This window comes from Nonlabens sp., from assembly GCF_051251825.1.
GTDB lineage: Bacteria > Bacteroidota > Bacteroidia > Flavobacteriales > Flavobacteriaceae > Nonlabens.
In genome coordinates, this window is the sequence record NZ_JBPOGG010000001.1 from 214,407 (window position 1) to 238,200 (window position 23,794).

18 protein-coding genes and 1 tRNA gene are annotated in these 23,794 nt (G+C 37.6%); 8 read left to right on the forward strand and 11 right to left on the reverse strand.

Translation table 11 applies throughout. From position 1 onward, the window contains the following. Window positions 1-36: 36 nt before the first annotated feature. From ACSHWW_RS00935 to ACSHWW_RS00970, 8 genes are all read right to left on the reverse strand, one after another. Window positions 37-1,194, reverse strand: a complete 1,158-nt coding sequence (locus ACSHWW_RS00935) for a metal ABC transporter permease (protein WP_435680528.1) — start codon at window positions 1,192-1,194, stop codon at window positions 37-39. Continuing rightward, a complete protein-coding gene (locus ACSHWW_RS00940) occupies window positions 1,191-2,303 on the reverse strand; it encodes a metal ABC transporter permease (RefSeq protein WP_435680529.1) in 1,113 nt (370 codons plus the stop codon). The genes ACSHWW_RS00935 and ACSHWW_RS00940 overlap by 4 nt, the downstream gene beginning before the upstream one ends. Window positions 2,304-2,429: 126 nt before the next feature. Beyond that, the gene (locus ACSHWW_RS00945) at window positions 2,430-3,167 is read right to left on the reverse strand and encodes a metal ABC transporter ATP-binding protein (RefSeq protein ID WP_435680530.1); all 738 of its coding nucleotides are present in this window, start codon (window positions 3,165-3,167) and stop codon (window positions 2,430-2,432) included. Continuing rightward, window positions 3,167-4,075 (reverse strand): metal ABC transporter solute-binding protein, Zn/Mn family, encoded by a 909-nt coding sequence (locus ACSHWW_RS00950; RefSeq protein ID WP_435680531.1) that lies wholly within the window; start codon window positions 4,073-4,075, stop codon window positions 3,167-3,169. Before ACSHWW_RS00950 ends, ACSHWW_RS00945 begins: the two co-directional genes overlap by 1 nt. A 51-nt stretch (window positions 4,076-4,126) precedes the next feature. Further along, window positions 4,127-4,918, reverse strand: coding sequence for a transporter (locus tag ACSHWW_RS00955; protein WP_435680532.1), 792 nt, complete (start codon window positions 4,916-4,918; stop codon window positions 4,127-4,129). After that, on the reverse strand, window positions 4,915-5,571 hold the full coding sequence (locus tag ACSHWW_RS00960) for a metal-dependent transcriptional regulator (RefSeq protein WP_435680533.1): 657 nt from the start codon (window positions 5,569-5,571) through the stop codon (window positions 4,915-4,917). Before ACSHWW_RS00960 ends, ACSHWW_RS00955 begins: the two co-directional genes overlap by 4 nt. A 367-nt stretch (window positions 5,572-5,938) precedes the next feature. Continuing rightward, the gene (locus ACSHWW_RS00965) at window positions 5,939-6,652 is read right to left on the reverse strand and encodes a TerB family tellurite resistance protein (protein ID WP_435680534.1); all 714 of its coding nucleotides are present in this window, start codon (window positions 6,650-6,652) and stop codon (window positions 5,939-5,941) included. A gap of 139 nt (window positions 6,653-6,791) precedes the next feature. Then, window positions 6,792-7,469 carry an SCO family protein gene (locus ACSHWW_RS00970; protein ID WP_435680535.1) on the reverse strand — a complete coding sequence of 226 codons (678 nt, stop codon included), beginning with the start codon at window positions 7,467-7,469 and terminating at the stop codon, window positions 6,792-6,794. 87 nt (window positions 7,470-7,556) lie between these two features. Here ACSHWW_RS00970 and ACSHWW_RS00975 point away from each other — a divergent pair, with 87 nt between their 5' ends. From ACSHWW_RS00975 to ACSHWW_RS00985, 3 genes are all read left to right on the forward strand, one after another. Then, on the forward strand, window positions 7,557-9,524 hold the full coding sequence (locus ACSHWW_RS00975) for a M1 family aminopeptidase (RefSeq protein ID WP_435680536.1): 1,968 nt from the start codon (window positions 7,557-7,559) through the stop codon (window positions 9,522-9,524). A gap of 67 nt (window positions 9,525-9,591) precedes the next feature. Continuing rightward, window positions 9,592-10,929 carry an RIP metalloprotease RseP gene (rseP, locus tag ACSHWW_RS00980; protein WP_435680537.1) on the forward strand — a complete coding sequence of 446 codons (1,338 nt, stop codon included), beginning with the start codon at window positions 9,592-9,594 and terminating at the stop codon, window positions 10,927-10,929. A gap of 111 nt (window positions 10,930-11,040) precedes the next feature. Next, window positions 11,041-11,114 (forward strand) — tRNA-Asn (locus ACSHWW_RS00985). Window positions 11,115-11,230: 116 nt separating this feature from the next. Here the strand turns inward: ACSHWW_RS00985 and ACSHWW_RS00990 are convergent. Then, window positions 11,231-11,986 (reverse strand): universal stress protein, encoded by a 756-nt coding sequence (locus tag ACSHWW_RS00990; RefSeq protein ID WP_435680538.1) that lies wholly within the window; start codon window positions 11,984-11,986, stop codon window positions 11,231-11,233. A gap of 252 nt (window positions 11,987-12,238) precedes the next feature. Here ACSHWW_RS00990 and ricT point away from each other — a divergent pair, with 252 nt between their 5' ends. Genes ricT through ACSHWW_RS01015 form a run of 5 tightly spaced genes read left to right on the forward strand, consistent with a single transcriptional unit; the run spans window position 12,239 to window position 18,804 of the window. Further along, the gene (gene ricT, locus ACSHWW_RS00995) at window positions 12,239-13,585 is read left to right on the forward strand and encodes a regulatory iron-sulfur-containing complex subunit RicT (RefSeq protein ID WP_435680539.1); all 1,347 of its coding nucleotides are present in this window, start codon (window positions 12,239-12,241) and stop codon (window positions 13,583-13,585) included. Beyond that, complete coding sequence (locus ACSHWW_RS01000; RefSeq protein WP_435680540.1) at window positions 13,585-14,082, forward strand: gliding motility lipoprotein GldH; 498 nt, start codon at window positions 13,585-13,587, stop codon at window positions 14,080-14,082. The genes ricT and ACSHWW_RS01000 overlap by 1 nt, the downstream gene beginning before the upstream one ends. Further along, a complete protein-coding gene (locus tag ACSHWW_RS01005) occupies window positions 14,069-16,405 on the forward strand; it encodes a transglycosylase domain-containing protein (RefSeq protein ID WP_435680541.1) in 2,337 nt (778 codons plus the stop codon). The genes ACSHWW_RS01000 and ACSHWW_RS01005 overlap by 14 nt, the downstream gene beginning before the upstream one ends. Window positions 16,406-16,415: 10 nt before the next feature. Then, window positions 16,416-17,126, forward strand: coding sequence for a 3'-5' exonuclease (locus ACSHWW_RS01010; RefSeq protein WP_435680542.1), 711 nt, complete (start codon window positions 16,416-16,418; stop codon window positions 17,124-17,126). Then, window positions 17,104-18,804, forward strand: coding sequence for an ABC transporter ATP-binding protein (locus ACSHWW_RS01015; RefSeq protein WP_435680543.1), 1,701 nt, complete (start codon window positions 17,104-17,106; stop codon window positions 18,802-18,804). The genes ACSHWW_RS01010 and ACSHWW_RS01015 overlap by 23 nt, the downstream gene beginning before the upstream one ends. 781 nt (window positions 18,805-19,585) lie before the next feature. Here ACSHWW_RS01015 and ACSHWW_RS01020 read toward each other — a convergent pair. Together ACSHWW_RS01020 and ACSHWW_RS01025 are read right to left on the reverse strand one after the other, a co-directional pair. After that, window positions 19,586-21,499: a CocE/NonD family hydrolase gene (locus ACSHWW_RS01020; protein ID WP_435680544.1), complete on the reverse strand. Its 1,914-nt coding sequence runs from the start codon at window positions 21,497-21,499 to the stop codon at window positions 19,586-19,588. 93 nt (window positions 21,500-21,592) lie between these two features. After that, complete coding sequence (locus tag ACSHWW_RS01025) at window positions 21,593-23,644, reverse strand: M13 family metallopeptidase (RefSeq protein ID WP_435680545.1); 2,052 nt, start codon at window positions 23,642-23,644, stop codon at window positions 21,593-21,595. Window positions 23,645-23,794 lie beyond the last annotated feature (150 nt).

The following is a 23,794-nucleotide window of genomic DNA, read 5'->3' on the forward strand; positions in this document are numbered from 1 at the left end:
AAATTTTCAGGGGCGGAATTAATTCCGCCCCTATTTTTATCCTCTAAACAAAAAGAAATCATCTTTCATGTCTTCAATCTTTTCATCTTTGTTTGTGATGATGTAATCGAGTGCTTTTTCTGTGAATTGAAGTCCTTTTGCGGTGAGTGATACGATTTCATTATTTATAGTAATCATGTTGTTTTTTTCGGCAAGTTTTAAAACTGAATTTGCTTTTACTTTGCGCCAGTTGATATGTTCTTGCAGGTGCGCTACTCGGCGCTCGTCTTCACTATCGTGATTATTGAGGTGTAATAAGAATGTTAATAGAGAAACTTCTATACGCTGTCTGCTCTGTCTAAATAGTACTGCAATAAGCCCTTTGCTAGGTGCAAAAAGGTAAATTATCAAAAATAGTATTCCTAAAACAGTTGTAATAGATCCTGAAATAGATGCATCTAACCAGCGCGCAAACCAGTATCCACCTACCGCACTTCCTATTCCAAACAGAACAGAAAGTACTAACATTTTGCGCAAGTCAGTTGTGAGCAAATAAGCTGCTGCTGCTGGAGTAATCATCATAGCAACCACAAGAATAGCACCTACAGCATCAAACGCCGCAACCGTAGTTATAGACGCCACACTCATCAAACCATAGTGTAAAATAACCGGAGAAAAACCCAACGCACTCGACAAGCCAACATCAAATGTGCTGATTTTTAATTCTTTATAGAAAGCAAAAAGTAATAATAAGGTGATAACAAGAATTACAGATATCGTCCATAATCCTTTAGGGCCATAATCTACTCCATCGATAAATAGCCTGTCCATAGGAGCATAAGCGAGATCGCCTAACAGCACTGCATCTACATCTAAGTGAATATCATTTGCTCCTTGAGCAATTAAGATCACACCTATACTAAATAGCGCAGGAAAGACGAGACCTATGGCAGTATCTTCTTTTACGAGTCCCGTTTTTTGAATAAGTTCCACGAGAACTACCGTAATAATTCCACTAAACGCGGCAAAAATAATCAACCATGGTGAAGCAAGATCATGCGTGATAAAAAACCCAATGACTATTCCAGGAAGAATGGAGTGACTTATTGCGTCACTAATCAGTGCCATTTTGCGTAATACCAGAAACACTCCTGGAATCGCACAAGCAGCGGCTGTAACGGCAGCAATAAGTTGTATGTCTAGCGTAGGGTTCATGACTCAGGTAGATTATTGTTATACAAATTTGCGGCGGTTTCAAAACCATCGGCAGTCATGGACCAATTTTGTCCTTGAATGGTAATCCAGTCCTTTTCTTCTAGCTTAGAAAGTGTTTTTTTAGTGAATCCTTGAAAACTGTTGAGTATTCTTATGGCATGTGGTCTTGAAATATCTTCATGTTTACGCACGATGTCGTACATGAAATATAAAGTCTTTTTAAGTTCTAAGTCACGCCTGTTTTTAATCAATCTGATTTGTTTAAATATAACACCACGCTCAGGTGAAAATAGAAATGATACAATTACAAAAGCTGTGGCTACTAAAACAATAACTGGTCCAGTAGATAAATTATTCTGACTAGCGCTTATTGCTGTTCCAAAAACTCCAGAAAAAGCCCCAAATATTGCTGCGAGAAACACCATCACACTCAAGCTATTAGTCCATTGTCTGGCTGCTGCAGCTGGCGCGAGCAACATAGCGCTCATGAGTACCACACCTACGGTTTGTAAACCTATTACGATGGCGAGCACTATAAAAAAACTTATTAATCCATCAATAAATTTTGTGTTGAATCCCAAAGTCATTGCATAGTTTTTATCAAATAACAACAGCTTAAACTCTTTCCAAAACAGCAACATTACCAGCAAACTGATTCCCGTAACAATCACCATTAATATCACATCACTTTCTACTAGAGTTGCCGCTTGACCAAATAAGTATTTATCGAGACCAGCCTGATTAGCATTGGGTTGTTTTTGAATATAAGTCAACAGCAACATCCCAAAACCAAAAAACAAACTCAAAATCAAACCGAGCGCTGTATCTGTTTTTAAATGAGTTTTGGTCGTGATTCCACGGATCCAGAAAACACCTATCAGTCCGCTGACGAGTGCTCCTAGGAGCAATACATTTGAATCTTTTGCACCAGTAATTAAAAAAGCAATCGCTATTCCTGGTAACGCTGCATGTGAGATTGCATCACCTAGCAAACTCTGTTTACGCAATACCGCAAAACTTCCTAGCATACCACAAATCGCACCTAGAACTGCCGTTCCCAGTGTGATGGTACGTAAAGTGTAATCTGTGAAGTATTGTGAGATATCCATAAAAGGTCAAAATGAAAAATAAAATCAAAAACAATTTTTGATTGGATAGTGGTTTTTAAATACGCTTTCGCGAAAGCGTGGTTACGTAAAGTTCAATTTTCAAATTCAAGTGTGAGTTTAAATTCATCACTGTTGCACAGCTACCTTATAATTAATACCATAAGTCTTAGTCAGATTATCATCATTAAAAATGTCTTTAACTGGACCTGTGGCGATATGCTTCACGTTTAAAAACGTCACCCAATCAAAATATTCAGGAACCGTCTGTAAATCATGATGAACCACGATTACCGTTTTACCAGCTTTGCGCAGTTCTTTTAATATGTTGATAATCGCAATTTCAGTCGTAGCATCTACACCTTGAAAAGGTTCATCCATAAAGTAAATAGCTGCATTTTGAACCAGTGCGCGAGCTAGAAAAATACGTTGCTGCTGACCACCAGAAAGCTGGGAAATTTGGCGACTTTTAAAAGCGAGCATTCCTACTTTTTCTAGTGCTTCAAGGGATTGCTTTTTTTGTTTTGCTCCAGGTCTTTTAATCCAGCCTAGAGATCCATACGTTCCCATCATCACCACATCGAGTGCTGTAGTCGGGAAATCCCAGTCTACGCTTCCTTTTTGTGGAACGTAGGCTACTTTATCGCGTTGTTTAGCATAAGGTTTACCATAGATAGCAACTGATCCAGCGATGGGATCAATTATGCCTAATATGGATTTTATCAATGTAGATTTTCCCGCGCCATTAGGACCTACTATGGCCATAAGAACACCTTCAGGAATTGATAAATCGATGTCCCACAACACAGGCTTATAATTATAAGCGACCGTTAAATCATCTACTGCTACGGCTATTTTAGGTTCCATTATTTAAGTGCGTTAACTATCGTGTTGACATTATGCCTGTACATTCCTATATAAGTTCCTTCTTCAGTGCCGCCACTTCCTAAAGCATCACTAAAAAGTTCTCCACCTATTTGAACTTCGTGATTTTGAGCTTTTACTGCAGCTTCAAGAGCTTCAACCGTGCGACGTGGTACACTACTTTCTACAAAAACGGCTTTAATTTTGTTCTCAATGATAAATTGTGTGATGCGTTGTACGTCTTTTACTCCAGCTTCGGTTGCGGTAGAAAGGCCTTGTAATCCTACAACTTCAAAATCAAAGGAACGACCGAAATAGTTAAAAGCATCATGTGCCGTAACGAGAATGCGTTTCTCTTGAGGAAGTTCTTCTATTTTAGAAGCTAATTCTCTTTTTAAATCGGCTAATTTTTTCAGATAAATGTCACGGTTTTTTTCAAAAGCCGCTTTATTTTCTGGATTAATCTCGATGAGTTTTACAGTAACAAACTCAGTCATTTGGGTCCAGTAATCGATGTCAAACCAAATGTGTGGATCATAATTACTGGCAAAATAATCACTACCTATAAGTGTAGATTTATCCAGCGCATCACTTATGGCGATGGTCGTTTTTCCTATTCCGTTCATTTTCTCAAAAACGTCTACTAGTTTTCCTTCTAAGTGCAGTCCGTTATAGAAAATCACATCGGCATTAGTGAGTTTTCTCATGTCGCCTTCACTCGGTTTATACAAATGTGGATCTACACCACTTCCCATCATACCGTTGACTTCTATGAGGTCACCACCTATATTTTCTACCATGTCTGTGATCATTGTGGTCGTGGTAACTACTTTTAATTTACCGTTATCTTCTTTGGTTTCTCCACAGCTCACGAGCAGTAGAGATAGTAATATGTAGAAGCTATATTTCATGATGTTGTTTTGTGTTTACATTTTCGCGAAAGCGAGATAAATAAAAACCTATTACTTCTTTAAAACCCTATAACTTAAACCTACGCTAAGTAATAAATCTTGCTCTGTCGCAGAGCCTTGAAAACCTGTTCCTACGGTAGCGTCCAGTTGTAAGTTGTTGTTAACTAGATAAGTAATTCCAGCATCCCAAAGGTGTGCCGCTTTACTATCTTCTGGGAAACTACCGTAAAGCTCTCCGTATACACCAAATTTCTCTGTGATAGAATAGCCGTAAGCTAACGTGTAGGTATATTCAAGGGAACGATCGTCACCTATGCGTGCTCCTAGATTGTAGGCAAGTCCAGCCTTATCAGACAGTGTGTGATCAAACGCAAAGAAGAATTCCATTCCGGTATTTTCTGGTTTGAATTCACTCACTGCGGTAAAAGGAAGTCGCAGGTGTCCTAAAAGACCTATTTGCGGAATCCATCCGTTCTCATCTGTGATTTCAATTTTTGCACCTACCAGCAATGGATTCAAACCCGTCGCATCAAAGAGTTCTTGATTGCGGCGTTGTGCATTTGAATTTAAATAATCCCAACCTAAACGGATTTCAAAATTGCTAGATAATCCATATCTTAATAACGTAGTGTTGTAAACGGTTTCAGTAATATCGATTCCGTTTTCACTATTATCAATATAAAGTGCTCCAGTCTCTATTTGAAAATTTCCTTTACCTACGGTATATGGAGATTCAGTAGCGTCTGGTCGATCTGTGATTAATGGTTCTGAATTGCGATCTGTCGTTTGTGCTGTTACGATAGTAGTGATAGCGAGAACAGCGATGAGTAATTTTATTTTCATCCTATGGTTTTTAAGTAAAGATTATCTGCAATAGATTTAGAAATATGGATTTCTTTGAGTTCAGTTTTAATAAGGCAAGAACCGTCAAAAGATTCTTTTTCTAGCAATTCTATTTGAGTTCCTAATTCTATATGATGTTTATCGAGGTATTGTAGAAATCGGGTTGAGGTATCGAGTACTCCTGTTAGAATTCCTTTTTGACCTTTGTCAAGTTGAGAAAGGGCTGTTTTTTTAGTTTTTTCATAATTTCCTTGAGCGTCGGGAATGGGATCGCCGTGAGGATCGTTTTTAGGAAAACCTAGAAGTGCATCTAGTTCGTCGATGAGTTTGCGAGATTGAATGTGCTCGAGTTGCTCTGCTACCTCATGAACTTCATCCCATGTAAAATTTAGTTTTTCAACAAGAAACACTTCCCAGAGTCTGTGCTTTCTGATGATTTGAGTTGCACAATTAATCCCGTTTTGTGTTAATCGGGTTCCTTTATAAGGTATGTACTCAGCCAGATTTTTATCAGCTAATTTTTTAAGCATGTCTGTTACTGAAGATGCTTTAGTATTCATGCGACCAGCGATGTCATTTGTGGACACAAGATGTTTACCATCTTGAAGATGATAAATGGCCTTAATATAATTTTCTTCTGATACCGAATGCATTACGGCAAAGGTAAAGGATTAATTTGTTAAGAGTAAATTAAAATTTAGGCATGTCTAAATTTTATTACTTTCAAAAATTTTCTAAGTATTTTTAGCTAAATACCCAACCTAGCCTTCCACTTCGACTGAGCTCAGTGCATCGTCTCAAGGGAAGGAACTTTTACAGTTTTTGAAACATATATAATTAGGAGGTTAAGACTGCCTACTGCCTACTAAAAACCTGCTTACTGGAAAGCCTCACCTCAATCGGCTCCAGCGGAGAGGAAGTTTTTACATTAACTAAAAATGGATTTATTTTTGAATGTTAAACGAGTTTCAATTGCCTACTGGGACTGCGACTGTAAACTAAAAAATACTACCTACTGAATTAAGCCATTCCACGTTCCTTGCGGATTGTTTCATAAGCTTCTTGAACTTTGCGGAATTTGTCTTCGGCGCCTTTGCGGTAGGCCTCATCCATATCCATGAGTTTGTCTGGATGGTATTTTTTGGCCATGGTACGGTAGGCTTTTTTAACCTCACTATCTTGAACGGTTTTATCAATTTCAAGAATCTTATAAGCATTATCACGTTCTTGAACAAACATGGCTTTTATGGAAATGAAATCTCGTTGCGTGAGTCTTAAATACCCTGCAATTTGTTCTAGAATTCTTAATTCTGCCGCGCCCACATTACCATCTGCATTTGCGATACCAAATAGGAAGTGTAAAATCTGTATGCGTGATTCTATTCTAGTACGTGCATTTAAATATTGACAAATTCGGGCGGCGTTTACCTCACGTTTTTTAACGACCTCATTAAAAACTTTGAAAATTTGACTTGCACGCTGTTCTCCATAACTCTGGATAAAATAATTACGTACGTATCGCAACTCGCTGTCTGTTACTTTTCCATCGGCTTTAATGACTATAGAGGTAAGAGATAGTAAATGCAGTTCAAAATCCTGCGGACTCACCGTTTGTCGCTGACCTCGATACGGTCCTTGCTGTCCTTGAAAACCACCTGAAGAACCGTTAGAAACAAATGCGTTGTACAACCAGCGCAAGACAAAAAATATAGCAAGATAACCTAGAAAAGACATGTATTAATTTATGGGATAAAAGTAAGAATTTGCAATGAACTACGAGTTCCATTAGGCGAGAAAGCAAACTAAATCACCTCTTTCAAATTCACTTATGGTGAGTCAATCTATGTGCCACAATTCTTTGCTGACACACTGTCTAATTCTTGTAAGTCTCTTTGAGAATATAAATATCCTCAATAAGCGCCTCGATTTCTTCCTTTTTTGTACCGTCATAAGTACGACTGCGCAGGCGACCTTCTTTATCTACTAGTACAAAATTCTCTGTGTGTACCATGTCATATTTACCACCATAAGGAGCATCTTTTACAGCGAGATAGGACTTGCGTGCGAGATTATAAATCTGCTCTTTATCACCAGTCACAAGATTCCATTTATGATCGAGCACACCTTTGCGCACCGCATATTCTTTTAAAATCGCTGGTGTATCGTACTCTGGAGTAACGCTATGAGATAACAGCATGACTTCATCATCATTTTCAAACTCCTCTTGTAATAACTTCATATTCTCAGCCATAGGAACACAAATGGTAGGACAGACCGTGAAGAAAAAATCTGCTACGTATATTTTACCAGTATAATCTTCTTGAGTGATGGTATCGCCGTTTTGATTAATTAATTCAAAAGGCGCTACCTTGTGGTACTTTTTCACAAATAACTTACTATCATCCACCAGTGTAGGGTCAAACTGATCTGGTTGTAGAATGATAAGAGTTTTTTTAGGAGTTAATAAATGTTGCATCGCTAGAAATATAATGGTACATAATACCAGCATAAAAAGAGCACGCCATTTATTTTTATTCAAGAAATTAAGCATTTGTGATACTTTTTTACAAAATTACGACCTAATAGTGAGTCGTTCTCATCTTTGTCGCATACTTTAAGAATCTCTTATAGGATATTTATGAAATTGAAATTAAAATTATGGAGTTGGGTGGTATTGGTTCTCGCTTTCGCGAAAGCGAACTACACACAAGCACAACTGTTTCAACAAGATATCGATTTTCAGGAAAGTGTGGATTACTGTGTAGCAAAGTCTCAAATAACCACAAATAGTGCTGCGGCCGTAAACGCCGCTACTGGAAATTATGATGTGAAATATGTGCGATTGGAGCTCGATACAGATCCTAGTTTACCACTCATAAGCGGAACAGTTACTACACATTTTGAAGCAGTAAGTGATTTGAACCAGTTGATAATTGAACTAGCTTCAAATATGCAAGTGAGTACCATCACACAGCGTGGTCAGGCACTTACTTATGTGCATAATTCACAAGATGAAATCCAAATAAGTTTGCCGCAAACCCAAATGGCAGGTGTGCTAGATTCATTATCTATAACGTATAGTGGAAATCCTATTGCGAGTGGTTTTGGGAGTTTTGCTCAAACTACACATGCTGGCGCACCAGTGATATGGACACTTTCTGAGCCTTATGGTGCGAAAGCTTGGTGGCCATGTAAGCAAGATTTAAACGATAAAATCGATAACATAGATGTTTATATCAATGCTCCTGCTGGAAATACAGCTGTTTCAAATGGATTGTTACAATCTGAAACGACTACTTCAACAGGCAAAATATTTCATTGGAAACACACTTATCCTATTCCTGCATATTTAATCGCCATTGCGGTTACTAACTACACAAAATATACTGATGTGGTTCCTGGACCACAACCATTAAATATAGATAACTACGTATATCCCGAGGATCTTGCGTTTGCTCAATCGCAAACAGCAATTACGGTTCCTATCATGCAGTTTTTTGAAACTACATTTGGTTCTTATCCTTATAGAACTGAGAAATATGGTCATGCGCAGTTTGGCTGGAATGGCGGCATGGAGCATACCACTATTTCGTTTATGGGGACTTTTAATCAAGGATTAATTGCACACGAGCTGGCTCACCAGTGGTTTGGGAATAAAGTGACTTGTGGTAGCTGGCAGGATATTTGGCTTAATGAGAGCTTTGCGACTTATGCAACGGGAATGACCGTTGAGCATTTAAACGGTGATGGAGCATTTAAAAATTGGAGAACTGCCGCAACTAATAATGCTACATCGCAACCTGGTCAGAGTGTATATGTTCCAGCGGCAGACACGTTAAGTGTAGGTAGAGTTTTTAGTGGAAGAATGTCTTATAATAAAGGTGCGATGGTGCTACATACCTTGCGCCGTAAAATAGGTGATCTTACTTTTAAACAGAGCTTACAGAACTACTTAAATGATCCCAACCTTGCTTTTAATTATGCCAAAACCGTTGATTTAAAAGCCATAATAGAACTAGAGTCTGGGCAAAATCTTACCGAGTTTTTCAATGATTGGGTTTATGGAGAAGGTTATCCGTCGCATCAAGCAGACTGGAATATGTTAAATTCTTCAACGATTCGTATTACGATGTCCCAGAGTCAATCGCATCCATCGGTTTCGTTTTTTGAAGGTGTAGTTCCCGTGAAGGTTTATGGCGTTAATGCTGGTGAAGAACAAGAATTGTTACTAGATATTCAAAGTGATGGTCAGGTGTTTGATGTTTCAGTTCCTTTCAATGTGGTACAAATTGAAATTGATCCAGATGTTCATACTATTTCCAGAAATAATAATGCTACGTTGAGTATAAATGATCTCGCTTCCGCGAAAGCGAAATTCAACATATATCCTAATCCAGTAAATGATCTATTGCATGTAGAATCGAGTGATGTCCCAGTGAAGTCTTGGGAACTCTATGATCTTGCTGGTAGATTGTTGAAATCAAATCATAAGAGTTTACAGCTACAGGAGTCATTTCAAATCGACATGCCACACGCCAGCGGATTATATATTCTCAAAATAAATACAGATTATGGTGCTTTTACACAACGAGTTGTAAAGCAGTAAATGTGCTTATAGATTGTGTAAAATGGGCGCAAAGGTCTATTTTTGCGCTCTTTAATTTAGAATAACAATGCATCCATACTTAATAGTTACCATAAATTTTTTACTTAGTCTTTCTTTACTGATCGTTTTGCACGAGTTGGGACATTTTATTCCAGCACGTTTATTTAAAACGCGAGTGGAGAAGTTCTTCTTGTTTTTTGATATTAAATATTCATTATTCAAGAAAAAAATAGGTGAAACAGAATATGGAATAGGATGGTTACCATTAGGTGGTTATGTGAAAATCGCTGGAATGATTGACGAGAGCATGGATAAAGAGCAAATGGCTCAAGAACCTAAGCCATGGGAATTCCGTTCTAAGCCAGCATGGCAACGTTTAATTATCATGTTAGGTGGTGTTTTTGTTAATGTATTAGTAGGTTTCTTTATTTACATCATGATTTTTTATTCTTACGGTGGAGAACAAGCCACTGGAACAGATTATAAGTATGGTTTTGGGATGCCTCCAGTGTTACAAGAGATAGGTTTTGAAAATGGTGATCAAGTATTATTAGTGGATGGAGATACTCTACAGATTGCAGACAATTTAGTAAATCGATTCGTTTTTAGAGATGTAAAAACAGTAACCGTTTTAAGAAACGGGAATCCTGTTGATATATCTATTCCAGAAGATATAGGCAGTCGCGTTTTTGAAGCAGATATTATGGGTCCTCTTGAGGCTCGATTTCCATTTGAAGTAGGAGAAGTGGAAAAAGGTACTCTGGCAGACTCGATAGGACTGCAACCAGGAATGAAAATTATAGAAATGGCTGGTCAACCTATTACCTATAATACGGACTATACCAATATCATTAGATATGTTGTCAATGATTCAACACCATTTGATATTAAGTTTCAAAATGATATGGGAATGGTTCAAACTAAAACTATTGATTTTAAGAATAATAATAAACGTGTTATAGGTTTTAGAAAAAAACCTACGGTAGATTATGCTACTGCGACTCAACTGGATTACACATTTGGTGAAAGTGTCAACAAGGGAATTGCACATGGCTACTGGACCATGCAAGATTATGTAAAGCAATTCAAATATGTGTTTACTAAAAAAGGAGCAAGCCAGTTAGGTGGTTTTGGAACAATTGCAAAATTATACCCTAACTCTTGGGATTGGAGAAAATTCTGGGAGCGTACCGCTTGGATTTCGTTTGTACTAGCAATTATGAATATATTGCCTATTCCAGCTCTGGATGGTGGTCACGTGATGTTTTTACTTTATGAAATGGTTACTGGCCGCAAACCAGGAGATAAGTTTCTAGAGCGCGCACAATTGATAGGAATCTTCATTCTACTTGCTTTAATGTTGTATGCAAATGGTAATGATCTTTATAAAGCGATTTTCAATTAAAAATTTGCAAGATTTTTTTATAATTTATTGAAAATTTTTGGCGGCAAATAAAAAAACATACTATATTTGCCCTCGCTTAAGCAAATAGCTTGAGTGTTGTGTATATCACATTCCTCCTTAGCTCAGTTGGTTAGAGCATCTGACTGTTAATCAGAGGGTCCTTGGTTCGAGCCCAAGAGGAGGAGCCTAATCCCAATCAGAAATGGTTGGGATTTTTTTATGTTTGAAAATCAATGAGTTAGATGAATAAAAAAAGCCTTCATATTTATGAAGGCTTTAAAGTTTCAATAGTGTTATTGCGCTATTCTCTTTCCTTTAAAATCAATAACGGCTTAGTAGAATGAAATTCTTCTTTAAGGATTTCGTTGCTTTGCCATATTTTTTCAAACATATTTTGCTTTTTTCTACGCAATAAGCAAATCATATCTGGATTAATTTCTTTGTAATGCTCTAGAATTCCTTGAAAAACGGTTGCGTTATCAGATTTTGTTAAAGAAGCACTGCGATCAAGTAAGCCTTTAGATATTTGGTTTGCTTCTGCAGGAGCATCTGGTGTGTTCACATGAAGTAAGTGTAACTCTGAATGGAAGATGTTTAAGAAATCTTCAAGCATTAAGAAATTATCATTGGTCTTATAATTGGCATTTTTAAAAGCCATAAGAACTTTATCTAGTTTTCTAAATAAGAAGTTAGCAGGTACGATAAGCAATGGAATATCACTTTGTTTTACGATTTTACCGGTTACTTTTCCTAAATAAAGCTTCTCGCTTATATCGACACTTTTAGGAGAAAGAATAATTAAATCGATATGTAAAGACTTAGTTAACTGATCGATTCCTTCAAAGATATCACCGCTTAGTACTTTTGAAACTACCTGAACACTGTTCATAACTGGAACTGAATCTAAGACGTCTCTTAAAACTTCTTCGGCAGTACCATCAGAATTAATACAGGTTACATAAACTCTCGCTTGCGTAATCGATGCAAAATTAACGGCATAAGTTAAATTATTAATTCCTTTTTCTCTAGTTGCAATAGGTACTAAAATATTCTTCATGTTGGCTGTTTTTAAGTCCATTTTCAATCTCAATCTGGACTAATTTCAGTCGGCAAAATTAGTTGAAAATGATGTTTTTAAAGTGATTTTATGGTTTAATTATCTCTTAATCATGTAGAACCATAATTAGTGTGATTTTACTTCTATGAAACTAGGTCATTTCCCTATACTTATTTCGCTATATTTACGTTTGAAATTAATGATTCAACTCAGCGAGTTAATGGCTTGAGTTTCAATATATACGTAGGATAGATGAGCTGTAATAGTTGTGGAACCGGTGGAGGCACTCCAGGCGGTTGTAAAAATAATGGTACTTGTGGTACTAGTGGATGTAATAAATTAACGGTTTTTGACTGGTTAGCAAACATGGATTTGCCAGACGGGCAAGCACCATTTAACTATGTGGAAGTAAGGTTTAAAAACAGCCGTAAAGAATACTACGTTAACTCTGAAAATCTTCAATTAAAAATAGGCGACATCGTTGCCACGCAAACAGAAACTGGTCACGACATAGGAATCGTTACGCTTACAGGTGAACTGGTACGTGTACAATTAAAGAAAAAGAAAATACGTTACGAGGTAGAAGATTTTCCTAAGGTATATCGCATCGCTTCTCAAAACGACGTAGATAAATGGAAAGCCGCTCGCGAGAAAGAAGATCCTATGAAGATCCGTGCTCGTCAAATAGCGATACGTTTAGAATTACAAATGAAAATCTCTGATATTGAATTTCAAGGAGATGGCTCTAAAGCTACGTTCTATTACACAGCTGAGGAACGCGTTGATTTCCGTCAATTGATAAGGGAATACGCTACAGAATTTAAAACACGCATAGAAATGCGTCAAATAGGTTTACGTCAAGAAGCAGCTCGTTTAGGCGGTATAGGATCTTGTGGACGTGAGTTGTGTTGTTCAACCTGGTTAACAGACTTCCGTTCTGTGACGACTAGTGCTGCGAGATACCAGAATCTATCTTTGAATCCGCAGAAACTGGCTGGTCAGTGTGGAAAACTCAAGTGTTGCTTGAATTATGAGCTTGATTCATATATGGACGCGCTTAAAGATTTCCCGAAGCAAAACCAAAAATTATATACCGATAAAGGAACTGCAGTCTGTCAAAAAATAGACATCTTTAAAGGAATCATGTGGTACTGTTATGAAGGTGAATGGATGAACTGGCACACATTAACTACGGTTCAAGTACATGAAATCGTAGCAAAAAATAAAGCCAAAGAAAAAGTAGCAAGTCTAGAAGAATATGCTTCTATTCACGTGATAGAGGAAGAAGTGAATTTTGAAAATGTAGTAGGTCAGGATAGTTTAACACGATTTGATAACACCGCAACTAAGAATAAAAAGCGCAAAAAACGTCGTAATAGTCGTGGTCCTAAACCTCAAGATAATAAAGGGAATACACCTCAGGAAAATACTCATAAACCTAGACCTAAGAGGAAACCTGCGAGCAAAAACAAACCTAAAGGTCCTAACCCTAACAATCCTCAAGCAAAGCAAAAACCTGCTGGAGATGCAGCGGCAACAAATAAGCCGCGTAAGAAACGACCTAATAATCGCAATAGACCACCTAAGAAAAGCGAGTAATGAGAATCACCTTACTTTTACTTTTAAGTTGTTTAACCTTAGTGTCTTGCGACCAGAATCTTGTCGACTCGCAATCGGTAGCGTTTAATGATGCGCAATGGGATTTACTGGAAGCACCTGTGTTTGAGATTCAACCGGTGGACACAATAAACTCTTATGACATGTTTCTTAATTTGAGAAACAATCACGATTATGCGTATCGCAATTTGTTTTTAATTGCTGAGATGAAATTTCCACATGGAAAAATCGTTACAGATACACTAGAATATGAAATGGCCACGCCACAAGGAGCATTCCTAGGCACTGGTTATAGTGATGTTTATGAGAATAAATTATGGTATAAGGAAGGAGTACGCTTTCGCGAAAGCGGAACTTACCAACTCACCTTACGTCATGCAATGAGAAAAAATGGTTCTGTAGACGGTATTGCTCAGTTAGAAGGAATACTCGATATAGGTTATAGTATAGAAAAACAAGTGCAACATGGCAGCAACTAAAGCACAAATTGCTCAAAAGAAGCAAGAAACTAAAAAGAACGTAAACCTGTTCTGGAAACTTATTTTCGTAGGAATAGGAATGCTCATTCTTCTATTTTTATTAACGGCTTGGGGCGTTTTTGGTTCTTTACCAGATCACACCATTCTAGAAAATCCACAGTCGGAACTTGCAACAGAAATTGTAACCGCAGATGGGAAAACCCTAGGAACTTTCTATACCGATAATCGCAAGCCTGTAAAATATGAAGATTTACCGCAAAACTTAATAGACGCACTCGTTTCTACTGAAGATGAACGTTTCTGGGATCACAGTGGAATAGATGGTTATGGAACGGCAAGAGCAGTAGCGTTTTTAGGTTCAAAAGGTGGAGCAAGTACCATTACGCAACAGCTGGCAAAACTATATTTTACTGAACAAAGAAGTAGTAACCCTATTGAGAGAGTAATCCAAAAGTTAAGAGAATGGATTATAGCTACGCGTTTAGAGAAGCAATACACTAAGGAAGAGATCATTACACAGTATTTAAACCAGTTTGATTTCTTGAAACAAGCGATAGGAATACGTTCTGCAGCAAATATCTACTTTGGTAAGGAACCAGATTCTTTAACAGTAGAAGAAAGTGCTGTATTTGTCGCTATGTTGAAAAACCCAAGACAGTTTAATCCTCATCGAGAAGTTTCTAAAGAAAAATCATTAGGCCGTCGCAATCAGGTTTTTGTTCAAATGGTGCGCAATGGTAAAATGACTGAAGCTATGAAAGATAGCTTGAGAGAACAACCTATCAAACTAAATTTCTCACCTGAAGGGCACAATGATGGTATGGGAACGTACTTCCGTGAATACTTGAGAGAATGGTTAAAAGATTGGGCAGCAAATAATACTAATCCCGAAACTGGAAAAAACTATAACCTCTATAATGATGGGTTAAAAATTAATGTAACCATCGATAGCCGCATGCAAGAATATGCAGAGAAAGCTACGGTTGCTCACATGGCAAATCTTCAAAAAGAGTTTGATTCTCAAAATGAGAAATTGAAAACAGCACCTTTTAGAGATATTACAGATAAGCAAATAGAGACTTCTATCAACCGCGCTATAAAAGTGTCTGAGCGCTGGCAAGGAATGAAGAGAGAAGGAAAATCTGAAGATGCTATACTAGCGAGTTTTGATAAAGAGACAGAGATGACCGTTTTTGACTGGCAAGCTCCAGGACGTGAACGTGATACCATTATGACTCCTCGAGATTCTATCTATTATTATAAGAAATTCTTGCAGGCTGGAATGATGTCCATGGAGCCTCAAACCGGTCATGTAAAAGCTTGGGTAGGTGGAATTAATCACAAGCACTTCAAATTTGACCACGTTAAAAAAGGAGTAAGACAAGCAGGTTCTACATTCAAGCCTTTTTTATATGCGACAGCAATTGATTTATTAAAATATTCACCGTGTAAAGAAATGCCAGATGGAGAATATACGATTCCTGCAGGAAAACATGGAAATACTAAAGACTGGACACCATCAGATGCGAGTGGAGAATATGGAAACATTATGTCTCTAAAGAAGGCGCTTTCTAAATCTAAAAACACCATATCTGCAAGATTAATGGATGAGGTAGGACCACAACCAGTGATTGATCTAGCAGGAAGATTAGGATTGAACACTAAAGATATGGCGCCAGTACCATCACTTGCACTAGGAACAGCAGATGTAAGTCTATTTGAAATGGTAGGAGCATATGGCGTATTTGCAAATGAAGGTATTTACAATGCACCAGTTCTTGTAACCAGCATTCAAGATAAAAATGGAACGGTATTATTTCAATACGTTCCAGAAACTCGAGATGTCATGAATCCTGAAACGGCTTACGTAACCTTAAAATTAATGGAAGGTGTTACTACTGAAGGAAGTGGTAGTAGATTAAGAGGTAAATGGCGCGCAAGTCAGTATTTATATAAAAATGTAATTACCGGTTATCCTTACGAATTTAAAAATCCAATCGCAGGTAAAACAGGAACTACGCAAAACAATTCAGACGGTTGGTTTATGGGAATCGTACCTAACTTAGTTTCTGGAGTTTGGGTAGGTGGAGAAGATCGTTCTGTACATTTCCCTACTACTAAATATGGACAAGGAGCCTCTATGGCGCTACCTATATGGGGTTCTTACATGAAAGCTGTTTATGCAGACGAAAACCTTGAAATTTCAACTGGAAATTTCAATAAGCCTAATAATCTATCCATCATTGTAGATTGCGATGATTATAAAGAAAGTAGTAATGAATTAGAAGATGAAGATGACGATGGCGATGAACTAGGAATGTAAATCAAGTATTATGCTCAACACGCTTAAACTCGATAACGTTCTATTTCTAGACATTGAAACTGTGCCACAGCAAGCTTCTTTTGATGAGCTGGACGCTGTAGATCAGCAATTGTATGGTGATAAAACTAAGTATCAACGCAAAGATGAGTTTAGTCCCGAGGAATTTTATGATCGAGCTGGAATTTGGGCAGAGTTTGGTAAAATAGTTTGCATCTCAGTCGGTTATTTTGTGGACCGTACTCATAGACAGTTCAGAGTGCGCAGTTTTACAGGAACTGAAGTAGAATTACTCCAAGAATTCAGCAATTTGCTTAAAGAACATTTCTCAGGCAGGCATCAATTGCTTTGTGCACATAACGGTAAGGAATTTGATTTCCCCTATATCGCTAGACGTATGATTATTAACGGATTAGAGCTTCCGGCAAAACTGAATCTATTCGGTAAAAAACCTTGGGAAGTTCCTCATTTAGACACGATGGAGTTGTGGAAATTTGGCGATTATAAGCATTTCACTTCTCTTAAATTAATGACTCGAGTATTGGGTATTCCGTCGCCTAAAGATGATATAGATGGCTCTCAAGTACGGGATGTATATTATAAAGAAAATGACATCAACCGTATTGCTATTTACTGCGAGAAAGACGTGATTGCGGTAGCACAAATACTCCTTAAATTACGCCTAGAACCATTACTTACAGATGATCAAATCGTCACCAAATAAGCCACTGGCCATTATTAAAAATCTCAATGTTTCCTTCAAAAACGGAAAGCAAGAGAATCAGGTGCTGTTTGATGTCAGTCTAGAACTTTTTGAAAACGAAATTCTTGCCGTAGTAGGAGAATCGGGTAGTGGTAAATCTGTTACTTCTAAGGCATTAATGGGTTTATTGCCGGTAAATAATGCTATTATTCAAGCAGATGAGCTGGTAGTACTGGATAAGAATTTATTGAAGTTTGAGAGTGGAGATTGGTCACGCTTTCGCGGAAGCGTCATATCCATGATCTTCCAGGAACCTATGAGTTCTCTCAATCCTACCATCACTTGTGGTGCTCAGGTTGCCGAAATTCTAGAGATTCATACCAAGCTATCTTCTAAAGAAATTAAAGCGGAAGTTTTACAACTCTTTGAAAAGGTGAAATTACCAGTTCCTGAACATACTTTTAATAAATATCCACACGAGATAAGCGGCGGACAAATGCAGCGTGTCATGATTGCCATGGCCATTGCTTGCAAACCTAAAATCCTTATTGCCGACGAACCTACCACAGCTCTTGATGTAACGGTTCAAAAAGAGATTATTCTACTTATTAAAGAACTACAGGCAGCATATGGAATGAGCGTATTGTTTATTTCTCATGATCTAGGTCTAGTTCATGAAATAGCAGATAGGATTGCGGTGATGTATAAAGGAAAAGTGGTGGAAATGGGAACACCTCAACAGCTTTTTGAAAATGCTCAAGAAACCTATACTAAAGCTTTAATAGCCGCTAGGCCAGATACTGAAACTAGACTTAAAAGACTTCCTACTATAAGTGATTTTATGAATGACGCAGTGCCGTCAGAGTTGATAGATGCTACTCAACGTGCAACATCTCATGAAAAAATTTATACTCAACAACCTTTACTTGAACTCGTAAATGTGGTTAAGAAATATCCGTTAAAAAAGAAGTTTTTTAAACCTCAAGAATACTTTACTGCGGTAAATGGAGTGAGTTTAAAGCTGTATGCTGGTGAATCTTTAGGATTAGTAGGTGAAAGCGGTTGTGGTAAAAGCACCCTAGGAAACATGATTCTAGGATTGCGGGATATTACCAGTGGACAGCTGATCTATAAAGGAGAAGATATTACAAATCTCAAAGGAAGTAGAATGCGAGCTTTGAGAAAAGAAATCCAAATTATATTTCAAGATCCGTTTGCGTCTTTGAATCCGCGATTGACGGTAGGGCAAGCGATTATGGAACCTATGAAATGGCACGGAATAGGAACGAGCGATACAGATCGTAAAGATCGAGTGATGAAATTACTAGAACGTGTAGGCTTAACTCCAGAACAGTTCAACCGGTATCCACATGAATTTAGTGGTGGACAGCGACAGCGCATAGGAATCGCAAGAACAGTTGCTCTAGAACCAGAATTGATTGTGTGTGACGAGTCTGTAAGTGCTCTAGATATTTCAGTTCAGGCGCAAGTACTCAATTTACTGAATGAGTTTAAAGAAGATTATGGTTTTTCTTATTTGTTTATTTCGCATGATCTAGCCGTGGTGAAATATTTCTGTGATCAAGTCATTGTCATGAATCAAGGTAAGATAGAAGAACAAAATGAAGCTGACGAGTTGTATCGTAATCCGCAAACAGATTATACCAGAAAGTTGATTGCTGCTATTCCTAAGGGATAAATTTTCAGTAAGCAGTCTTTAAGTCTTCAGTCTTCAGTCCTGTTGTTCGTTTTTTATTCTGAGTTTGTCTGCAGTATTATTTTCAAAATGGAATTGTGCTAAACTGCATATGACTTAGATAGGTTTCCATTACCCAACCCTAAAGGGTGCGGAAACTTGAAGCATATTAATTTTATTATTTGATAATTAGAAACCTTCCCTTTAGGGTTAGGGAAATGCTTTGAAGTCAATTTGTTCCAATCTGTCTATAAGATTAGAGAGCATAAAAAAATCCTCTTTAGGGAAGAGGATTTTTTTGGTTAATTATGAAAAGTGTGTTTTAAAAAACAAAAAATGTTTTAATAATCAGAGTAAACAGACCTTTTAAAAATTTATAAGTTGCCACAATTAAGTTAGGTTGTTTTTCTTCTAAAAAGGTAGTTTCCATGATTAGTCATTGAATTTAGGGATGACGAATATGGGAATAAATGATGAATAAACAGGTTTATTGGTTATAATTATTCGATGAAATGCATCTTTAGTCTCAAGTCGAGTAGTCCTCAGTCTTCAGTCACATTGTGAGGTCTGAGGCTCTCGAAGACCGCCTTAAATAAAATAATATCAGTTAATTACAGGCTTACTTCTGTTTAAAGACATATCTAAAAAGTTTTAAGACATTGCTTTTCACTAAGAAAATCGCATTTTGAGCACCTCAATTCTTGATTTTATAAAAGAGAAAATAACAAGTCTAGGCTTTAATTTTAAAGCGAAAAGGACTGCGTACTAAAATACTGCCTACTAATTACTGTTTCAATTTAGGCAATTGCATGTCAATTCCGTTATTATCTCCTACACTTACTGTACTAGCACCAGTAATTGTTACTTCTCCTACTGTAAAATCACTTTCAGTAGCTTCAAAGATATTCTCCACATATTTTTGTGGATTGCGGTCTATGTATGGAAACCATGTGCTGTGAATTTGAATCATTACTCGATGTCCTTTCTTAAAGGTGTGCAATACATCTTGTAAAGGGAAATTAACGATAGTTTTCTTTCCTTCTTTAAATGGCTCAGGCTTTGAGAAATCGTTTCTGAATCGACCTCTAAAAGTTTCTGCACGCACGAGCTGTTGATATCCTGCTAGAGTCACATATTCTGGAGTGTGTTCTCCGTTTTCCATATCATCAGGATAGACATCAATTACTTTAACTATAAAATCTGCATCAGTGATACCTTTGAGGATTACTTCAAGGTTTGCATTAATTTCTCCGGCAAGTCTCATGTCATCTTCAAGAATTTCTGTTTGAAAAGTAATCACGTCAGGTCTGCGTGAAGCGTGACGCTGGTCGTCAGTCATGTAAGCTCTAGGAGTAAAAGTAACAGGAGTCACTTCACTTCTAAAAGGAACTGGTTTAGATGGATCACTGGTATAGGTATGTTTAAGTTTTTTATCTCCAGCTTGGTTTACTAGCAATTCTCCATTGTTGCCAAATCCAAAAACGATTTCATCTTGCTGTGGTGGCCATTGCATGAATTTCTCCCATTGCTTTAATCCTGTATCAAACATGTAAGCTTCTGGCAACACAGGATTTTTTTCTCCTTTTAAATGGTGTTCAAAGAATGGTGTTTCTATTTCTCTGTGGTAGAACGTAGAAAGACTATCACCAAAATGGATGTGATTTACCATCTGATTTCCTGGCTCACGAGCCCAATTTCCATGACTCCATGGTCCCATGACAATCGTGTTGTTTTTATTCTTTGGGTTATTGCGTTCTACATTTTTGTAAATATTCAATGGTCCATAAAGATCCTCTGCATCAAACCAGCCACCTACAGTCATAACTGCATGATCTACATTTTTTAAATGTGGAATTATAGATCGTTTTTGCCAGAATTCATCATAGTTAGGATGTGTTGCTACATCTTTCCAGAAAAAGTTATCGGGATATATATTTTCTGTTACATTTTTAAGTGGTCCTATGCTTAGGTTAAACTCATAAGAGTCTTTCATACTACCTGCAGCTCTTAACTTGTCCCATTTGTCATTATACCAGCTCTCTGTAGTAGGTTCTGTTTGATGTCCAAATACTGGATAGGCAAAAATATAGCTCTGTAATGTTGCTCCCATGTGATGAAAATCGTCAAAAAAGAAATCACCTATAGGTGCTTGAGGTGAGCTTGCCACTAGTGCTGGATGCGCATCAGGTAACGCAGCCGCCGTATAAAATCCAGGATAAGAAATACCCCATTGACCTACTTTCCTAGTATTATTTGGAATATTATTTATGAGCCATTCTACGGTATCATAAGTATCTGAGCTCTCATCGATATCTTGTTTATTATTGACATCATTTCCAGGGATATTGGGTCTCATGTTATCAAAATCACCTTCACTCATCCAGCGACCACGCACATCTTGATAAACAAATATGTAGCCTTCTTTCATAAGTAACTCGTTAGGTCCTAAACGGCTCGGGTAAGCATCTTCTCCATAAGGTCGCACACTGTAACAGGTGCGTTGCATCATTATGGGATACTTTTTTGAAGTGTCTTTTGGACTATAAACGTGTGTGTATAATTTCACGCCATCACGCATCTCAATCTGGTGGACGGTTTTAGTATAGTTTGCTTTTATGTACTCTTGTTTAGTTGAGGATTGCGCTTTCGCGAAAGCGGAACCTAACACCACTAACGCCACTAGTAAAAACTGTTTCATAATTATCGCTTTATTGCTGGTTTAAAGATAACTCAACTACATAAAAAAAGGCTCTCTATTAAGAAAGCCTTTTAATTTTAATGGATTTGTATCTTACCAGATTTTAATACGGCTGTCTGGAGCCATGTACATTCCGTCAGTTTCTTTGATGTCAAACGCGTCGTAGAATGCATCAATATTTTGAAGTGGCACATAACCACGATACATTCCTGGTGAGTGTGTATCACTCTTAATACGTTGCTTTAAAGCTTCATCTCGCATTTTAGTCCTCCATACCGTTCCCCAACTCAAGAAGAAACGTTGTTCTGGTGTGAAACCATCTATGTTTTCTGGTCGACCTTTATCTTTCATCCATAACTGGTGTGCGTCATAAGCCGCATTAACTCCACCTAGATCACCTATGTTTTCACCTAATGTAAACTCACCGTTAATATTTACTCCAGGTAGCACTTCTATTGTGCTATACTGGTTTGCAAGATCTTTTCCTAGTGCTTCAAACTGCGTTTTATCGTTTGCAGTCCACCAATCTGTCATATTACCGTTTGCGTCAAATTTTGCTCCACTATCATCAAATCCATGAGAGATTTCATGACCTATAACAGCGCCCATTCCACCAAAGTTAAAAGCAGCGTCTGCCTTATAATCATAGAAAGGTGGTTGTAAAATTGCAGCTGGAAAAACGATTTCATTATAATAAGGATTGTAATATGCATTTACCGTTTGTGGTGCCATAAACCATTCTGTTTTATCTACTTTTTCACCTAGTTTGTTCAAGTTATCACGGTAGTTCCAAGCTTGAACAGCAAGCATGTTGTCAAATAAAGTTCCACCTTGCTCAGGAGATTTAATTTCCATTTCAGAATAATCTTTCCACTGGTCTGGATAACCGATTTTTATGGTCATTCCGTTAAGCTTTTCGATTGCTTTTTCTTTAGTTTCTGGACTCATCCATGCTAGACCATTGATACGTACTTCATAAGCTTTCTTCACGTACTCAATCATTTCTTTTGCTTTGGCTTTAGCCTCGGCTGGGAATTTTTCACTTACATATAACTGACCAAGAGCTTCACCTAGAGTTCCATTAACGGTTCCAAGAGCACGCTCATCACGTGGACGTTGTTCTTTTGCACCACGCATGGTTTTACTATAAAAATCCCAGTTTGCATCTTCTAGCTCTGTAGATAACATACTTGCAGCTGCGTCCACCATAGTCCAGCGCATGTAAGTTTTCATAGCCTCAAGATTACTGTTGTCCCACATGTCATTCAATGCGGTCAAGTATGCTGGCTGAGAGACGATAATATTGTCAAATTCCTTTACATCAAGTTTATCAAAATATACATCCCAGTTGATTGCAGGAACTAGAGTTTTAAACTCTTTCATGCTCATAGGGTTATAGCGCTTTAAAGGATCTCTACTAGCAACTTTATCTAATCGTGGTTGAGCCATTTTAGTTTCAATCGCAATTACTGTTTGCGCATCTTGTGCTGCTTTTACTGGGTCAGTTCCTGTCATGGTTAACATGCGAGCTATGTGTTTTTCATAAGCGGCAAGTTTTTCTCTGTTATCTGCATCATCCAGATCTACGTAGTATTCACGTTGCATCCCTAGAGCGCCAGGTCCCATTTGCGCGACATTCATGTCAGTATTTTGAGCATCTGGTCCTACACCAAATCCGTAGAAACCTCTCAATCCTTTTGAAGAAAGGTCTGCTAGTAAAGTAGGAATTTCATCAACTGATTTTATGGCATCGATTTGTGCTAGGTATGGTTTTAAAGGTTCGTAACCTGCTTTATCTCTAGAGTTAGTATCCATGATGCTTTGGAATACATAAACAGCCTTTGCTTGATCTGAAGAAGCATCTAGATTTTTATCGTTCATCGCTTTGTCAAGAATGGCAAGAACGTCGGCATCTGTATCTTTTCTAAGTTTGTTGAATCCACCCCAAACGGTTTGGTCTGCTGGGATCTCAGTAGAGTCGATCCATGATCCATTCACGTAGCGGTAAAAATCATCTTTAGGGGATACGCTTGTATCCATTGCGGTCAGGTCTAAACCTGGATAAGTTTTAGGCTCTTTATCTTCACAAGAAGTAAGAGCTATTGCAGCTACGCAAGCACCTATAATGGTAAGTTTTAATTTCATGATAAGTTTATTTTAAAGGTTAGTTGCATTCTTTTAAAGAATGTTACGAAATATAGGTATAGTTTAAACCTATCCTTTACTCTTTAAATTATAATTAACTAGTGCTCAAAGAAAAAGCCCACAAATTGTGGGCTTTTAATGAATTAAAGT